We start from the raw sequence: 5,732 nt of genomic DNA, 5'->3' as shown, positions 1-5,732 counted from the left end.
TTCACCGAGGAGGAGACCAACCTGTCCTTCGTCGGCGGCGAGTCGGCCTACGCCTACAACTGGCCCTACATGTACACCAATGCCGGCGACGCGGAGTCGAAGGTGAAGGGCAAGTTCGGTGTCGCGGCCATCGTCGGTCCAGACGGCGCGGGCGCCTCGACGCTCGGCGGCTACAACGACGGCATCAACGTGCACTCGAAGGCCAAGGCCACTGCGCACGACTTCATCGCCTACATCCAGAGTGCGGAGAACCAGAAGTCGTTCGCCGAGGCATCGTTCCCGCCGGTGCTGGCCTCGATTTACGACGACAAGTCGCTGGTCAAGGAGTTCCCGTACCTGCCCGCGCTCAAGGACGCGCTGGAGAACGCCAAGCCGCGTCCGGTCACCCCGTACTACGCGGGCGTCAGCAAGGCGATTCAGGACAATGTCTACGCCGCGCTGAACGGATCGAAGACCGTCGACCAGGCCGCTGCCGACATCGACGAGGCGATCAAGGTCGCGACCAAGTGACGCAGGAGCTCTCCCTCCGTCGCGTGCGGCACAACCGGACGTGATGGAGTCGCTCAAACAACGCACACAGGGCCGGGATCTCCGGGCGTTCTGGCTGCTGGCACCCACGATGGTGGTGCTGGCGGTAGTCATCGCCTACCCGGTCCTGCGTGCGGTCTACCTGTCGTTCCAGGCCGACCGCGGGATCAACGAAGCCACCGGACGTTTCGAGTCCGGTGGCTTCGCCGGGTTCAAGCACTACATGCTGTGGCTGACCGGCGACTGCGGTACCGGCGCCGGCAGCTGCCCCGACGGCAACCTCGGCAGCGACTTCTGGCAGGCGGTGGCGATCACCTTCTTCTTCGCCGTCGTCACCGTCGCCATCGAGGTGGTTCTCGGGCTGTGGATGGCCACGGTGATGAACCGCACTTTCGCGGGCCGATCGCTGTTGCGGGCCAGCGTGCTCATCCCCTGGGCCATCCCGACCGCGGTCACCGCCAAGCTCTGGTTCTTCATCTTCGCCGAGAACGGCATCGCCAATAAGATGCTCGGCACCGACATCGCCTGGACCACCGACCCGTGGGCATCGCGGTTCGCGGTGATCCTCGCCGACGTGTGGAAGACGACGCCGTTCATGGCCCTGCTGATTCTGGCGGGGCTGCAACTGATTCCGTCGGACGTGTACGAGGCCGCCCGGGTCGACGGGGCGTCGAGGTGGAAGCAGTTCGTCCACATCACGCTGCCGCTGGTGAAACCGGCGCTGATGGTGGCGGTGCTGTTCCGTACGCTCGACGTGCTCCGGATGTACGATCTACCGGCCATTCTGTCGGGCACCAGCGGCGCCACGCCCACCACCACCGTGTCGATCCTGGTGGTCGCCGACATGCGGCACGGCAACTTCAACAGTGCCTCGGCGCTGTCGACACTGGTGTTCCTGATGATCTTCGCTGTCGCGTTCATCATGGTGAAGTTCTTGGGCGCCAACGTGGTCCGCACTCAGGAAGATCAGCGGAAGGGAGTCCGATGACCTCCGCGACATCGGTCCGCATGGCATCGAATGTGCGAACACGTAACCGGCGCAAGACTTTCCAGTCACTGCGCACCTACGGCGGCGTGGCACTGATCCTGGTGTGGGGCCTGGCGCCGTTCTACTGGATGGTCATCACCTCCTTCCGCGACGTCAAGCACACCTTCGACACCACGTGGTGGCCCACGCATGTCACCTTCCAGAACTTCCGGGACGCGTTGTCGACGGCCAAGGGCAACGACTTCCTCGGCGCCATCGTCAACAGTCTGCTCATAGGCGCCGTCACCACCGGGGTCGCGCTGACACTGGGCATCTTCGCGTCCTACGCGCTGGCCCGGATCCAGTTCCGCGGCAAGTATGTCGTCAGCGGCATCATCCTGGCGGCGTCGATGTTCCCGGGCGTGGCCCTGATCACGCCGATGTTCCAGCTGTTCGGCGACCTGCACTGGATCGGCAGCTATCAGGCGCTGATCATCCCGAACATCTCCTTCGTGCTGCCGCTCACCGTCTATACGCTCACCTCGTTCATGAACGATATGCCGTGGGAGCTGGAGGAGGCCGCCCGTATCGACGGTGCGACGCGGGCACAGGCGTTCCGGCTGATCGTGCTGCCGTTGGCCGCACCCGCCCTGTTCACCACCGCGATCCTCGCGTTCATCGCCACCTGGAACGAGTTCATGCTTGCCAGCCAGCTCTCGACGCGGGATACCGAACCGGTCACGGTCGCCATCGCACGCTTCTCGGGGGAGAACTCGTTCACCCAGCCGTACACCGCGATCATGGCCGCGGGCACCATCGTCACGGTGCCGCTGGTGATCATGGTGTTGGTGTTCCAGCGCCGGATCGTCTCCGGTCTGACCGCGGGCGGCGTGAAGTCGTGATTTCGCCCGTGATGCCGCCCGGTTTATGTTGGTGGGATGGCCACCGGTAAACCACGGATCCTGCAGGACGGGCGGGACATGATCTGGACCGTCCTCGCGTTGCTGGCGTTGTGCGTCTTCGTACTGTTCGCGTCGGGCAATTGGACGTTCGGTTTCAAGGCCGGTTCCGGCGACGACAAGGTCCCCGCATTCGACGTGTCCGCGGCGCTGGCCGCCGACGCCCGGTCGATGCCGTTCCCGATCCGACGCCCGGCGACCCCAGACGGCTGGAAGCCGAACTCGGGATCGACGCAGACCGTCGGCGGCCAGGTGTCGAGCAACGTCGGCTGGGTCACCAAGAAGGGCTCATACGTGCAGCTCACACAGACCGACGCCCCCGAGGAAGAGCTGGTCGCCACCCTCGGCGGTTACGACGCGATGGGCGCAGGGAAGCGCGAGGCCGGTGGCCACTCGTGGGTGGTGTACGACGGCGAGAACAAGAACAGATTCTGGATCGCCGACCTCGGCGACGTCCGCATCGGCGTCCGCTCGAAGGGATCGGAAGCCGATATCGAGCAGATCGCGAAAGCCGTCATGGCGCAGGACCCGCTGCCCAAGTCTGTCGCCTGACGGCCTATTCGTCCGGTCCCAAAGCCTTTTCGATGCGCTGCCGGGCGCCGGCGAGGTGCTCCTGGCAGCGGGCGGCCAGTGCTTCACCTCGTTCCCAGAGGGCCAGCGAGGCGTCGAGGCCGAGTCCGCCGCGTTCGAGCAGCGTGACCACCTCGACGAGTTCGTCGCGGGCCGCTTCGTAGCCGAGTTCGGCCACTGGGGTGCGCTGGTCCTTGGTCACTTCTCTCCCTCGGTGTGAACAGTCGCCGCTTCGATGACTGCTGGGGCCGCACCGTCGGCGACCCGTATCCGGATTCGTGCGCCTTCGGGCAGATCGGCCACCGACGACACCGCGTGCGGGTCGTCGGCGTCGAGCCGCTGTACCACCGCATAGCCGCGGGCCAGGGTCTGTGCGGGGCCCAAGGTGCTCAGTCGTGCGGCCAGATGTTCGACGCGGCGCTGTTCGCCGTCGACGGCGCGGCTGATGTCGCGGCGCAGGGTTGAGCGCATCCGGGTGATGTCGTCGGCGCGGGCATCGATCATGGTCAGTGGTCTGGCGAGGACGGGCCGGGCGCGCAGCCCCGCCAGCCCGTGCGCCTCCCGGTGCACCCAGTTGCGCAGGGCGTGGGCGCTGCGTCTGCGTAGATCGGCGATCGCGGTCAGCTCGGCCTGCACGTCGGGTACGGCGCGTTTGGCGGCGTCGGTAGGGGTGGCAGCACGCACATCGGCCACATGGTCGAGGAGCGGGCTGTCGGGTTCGTGGCCGATCGCGCTGATCACCGGCGTGCGGCACGCGGACACCGCCCGCAGCAGCGTCTCGTCGGAGAACGGCAGCAGGTCCTCGACGCTGCCGCCGCCGCGGGCGATGACGATGACCTCGACGTGCTCGGCGGCGTCGAGGTCGGCCAGCAGCGGCAGGATGCTCGGTACCGCCGCCGGACCCTGCACGGTGGCGTCGCGGATCTCGAAGCGCACCGACGGCCAGCGGGCGGTGGCCACGGCCACCACGTCGCGCTGCGCGGCACTGGCCCGGCCCGAGATCAGGCCGACCGCCTTCGGCAGGAACGGCAGTGGTTGCTTGAGTCGCGGATCGAACAATCCCTCGGCGGCGAGCAGCTGCCGCAGCCTTTCGATGCGGGCGAGCAGTTCGCCGATCCCGACGGGCCGGATGTCGGAGACCCGCAACGACAGCGTGGCCCGGCCGGTGTAGAACGTGGGACGCCCCAGCATCACTACGCGACTGCCCTCGGTCAGCGGCACCGGCGCCCGGTCAAGCAGGTCCGGATTGCACGTGACCTGCACGGACATGTCAGCGGCCGGATCACGCAGCGTGATGAACGCGACCCGGCTGCGGGGTCGCCGGCTGATCTGGGTGATCTGGCCCTCGACCCAGATCTGCCCCAGCTTGTGCACCCAGTCGGCGATCTTGGTGTTGACCGTCCGGACCGGCCACGGATTGTCCGGTGTGTTGGCGGTGCGCTCGTCGCCGCCCGCGGAGGTGTAAACCCCGCCGGTCACGTCGTCGAATGCCGCTTCTGCTGCGCCGTGACCCGATTCTCGATCATCGTGATGAACGGCACCCGCGCCTTGGTGGCCCGCTCATAGTCCAGCAGTGCCGACAGATCATCGGCGTCGACGGTACGCAGCTTTGCCCGCAACTGGGCGAGTGTCAGGCGGTCGTACTCGATGTACTCGACGACCTCGGGTACGGGACCGTCGATCGCGGGGGCGTCGGTGCCGGCCGTGGCGGCCTTCACGACGGTCTCGGGTGCCGAGCTGTACAGGGCGAACCGGCCGGCGGGAGGTGCCGAGTCGAGAGTGACCGGTTCGTCATCGGACACCGGCTCAGGTTCGGCAATGGCCGCCTCCGGCTCCGTGACCTGGTTTTCCGGCTCGGCAAGTTCTGCCTCGGCACTGCCTGCCTCCGGCCCGGTGGCCTCGACTGCCGGCTTCTCGGCTTCCGGCTCTGCGGCTTCGGGATCGACCGCTTCGGGATCGGCTTCGAGGTCGGCGACGGGAGGTTCGGGCTGGTCGTCGAGGGCATCGGCGCCCGGCTGTTCGGTCGGGACCAGAGACAGCTCGGGTTCGTCGTCGTCGAACCGTGCCCACGAGGGTTCTTCGCTCGGCCTGTCGAACATCAGCTCGAGTGCCAGGTCGCCCTTGATGGCGAGACCTGCCACGCCCTGCTGCAGACGCATACCGAATTGCAGCGCCTCACTGAGCGCAGTCATCGGCAGGGTGACGACCAAGGTGGGTAGCTTTTGCGTCTCCTCGAGCGCGGTCACGATCAGACCTGCGGCGATGCGGACGGTATAGGGTGCGCGGACCATGTCACAACTCTGCCATTCATACGCGGGGCGTCCAACACGTACCCTTGATGTCGTGGCTGATTCCAAACGTGTCCTGCTGGCCGAACCGCGAGGGTACTGCGCGGGTGTCGACCGTGCGGTCGAAACAGTGGAACGTGCCCTCGACAAGTACGGCGCACCGGTCTATGTACGCAAGGAGATCGTGCACAACCGGCACGTCGTCGAGACGCTGACCGAACGGGGTGCGGTGTTCGTGGGTGAGACCGACGACGTGCCCGAGGGCGCGATCGTGGTGTTCTCCGCGCACGGGGTGTCGCCGGAGGTCCACAAGACGGCCGCCGAACGCAACCTCAAGACCATCGATGCCACGTGTCCGCTGGTCACCAAGGTGCACCAGGAGGCCAAACGCTTCGCCCGCGACGACTACGACATCCTGCT

7 protein-coding genes and 1 pseudogene are annotated in these 5,732 nt (G+C 66.7%); 5 read left to right on the top strand and 3 right to left on the bottom strand.

Annotated features, from left to right (window positions below; translation table 11 throughout):
- From Q0627_RS14890 to Q0627_RS14875, 4 genes are all read left to right on the top strand, one after another.
- Positions 1 to 510 (top strand): extracellular solute-binding protein (locus Q0627_RS14890; protein WP_298811052.1); only part of this gene is annotated, 510 nt, incomplete at its 5' end.
- A 43-nt stretch (positions 511 to 553) separates the two neighbouring features.
- Complete coding sequence (locus tag Q0627_RS14885) at positions 554 to 1,516, top strand: sugar ABC transporter permease (protein ID WP_291012493.1); 963 nt, start codon at positions 554 to 556, stop codon at positions 1,514 to 1,516.
- Positions 1,517 to 1,536: 20 nt separating this feature from the next.
- Positions 1,537 to 2,397 (top strand): carbohydrate ABC transporter permease, encoded by an 861-nt coding sequence (locus tag Q0627_RS14880; RefSeq protein WP_291012537.1) that lies wholly within the window; start codon positions 1,537 to 1,539, stop codon positions 2,395 to 2,397.
- Positions 2,398 to 2,433: 36 nt separating this feature from the next.
- A complete protein-coding gene (locus Q0627_RS14875) occupies positions 2,434 to 3,006 on the top strand; it encodes a DUF4245 domain-containing protein (RefSeq protein WP_298811050.1) in 573 nt (190 codons plus the stop codon).
- Positions 3,007 to 3,010: 4 nt separating this feature from the next.
- On the opposite strand, the gene Q0627_RS14870 is transcribed toward Q0627_RS14875, so the two are convergent.
- Genes Q0627_RS14870 through Q0627_RS14860 form a run of 3 tightly spaced genes read right to left on the bottom strand, consistent with a single transcriptional unit; the run spans position 3,011 to position 5,315 of the window.
- On the bottom strand, positions 3,011 to 3,226 hold the full coding sequence (locus Q0627_RS14870) for an exodeoxyribonuclease VII small subunit (protein WP_291015243.1): 216 nt from the start codon (positions 3,224 to 3,226) through the stop codon (positions 3,011 to 3,013).
- Positions 3,223 to 4,503, bottom strand: coding sequence for an exodeoxyribonuclease VII large subunit (gene xseA / locus Q0627_RS14865; protein WP_291015241.1), 1,281 nt, complete (start codon positions 4,501 to 4,503; stop codon positions 3,223 to 3,225). Before xseA ends, Q0627_RS14870 begins: the two co-directional genes overlap by 4 nt.
- Positions 4,500 to 5,315: a lipid droplet-associated protein gene (locus Q0627_RS14860; protein WP_291015239.1), complete on the bottom strand. Its 816-nt coding sequence runs from the start codon at positions 5,313 to 5,315 to the stop codon at positions 4,500 to 4,502. The genes xseA and Q0627_RS14860 overlap by 4 nt, the downstream gene beginning before the upstream one ends.
- Positions 5,316 to 5,367: 52 nt before the next feature.
- Between Q0627_RS14860 and Q0627_RS14855 the strand changes: the two are divergent.
- Positions 5,368 to 5,732 (top strand): annotated as a pseudogene (locus Q0627_RS14855) (4-hydroxy-3-methylbut-2-enyl diphosphate reductase); the annotation flags it as partial.

The sequence above is a fragment of the uncultured Gordonia sp. genome (genome assembly GCF_937858515.1).
GTDB lineage: Bacteria > Actinomycetota > Actinomycetes > Mycobacteriales > Mycobacteriaceae > Gordonia.
Note: the sequence above shows the minus strand (reverse complement) of the source record. Positions and strands in the feature narration are given on the sequence as shown.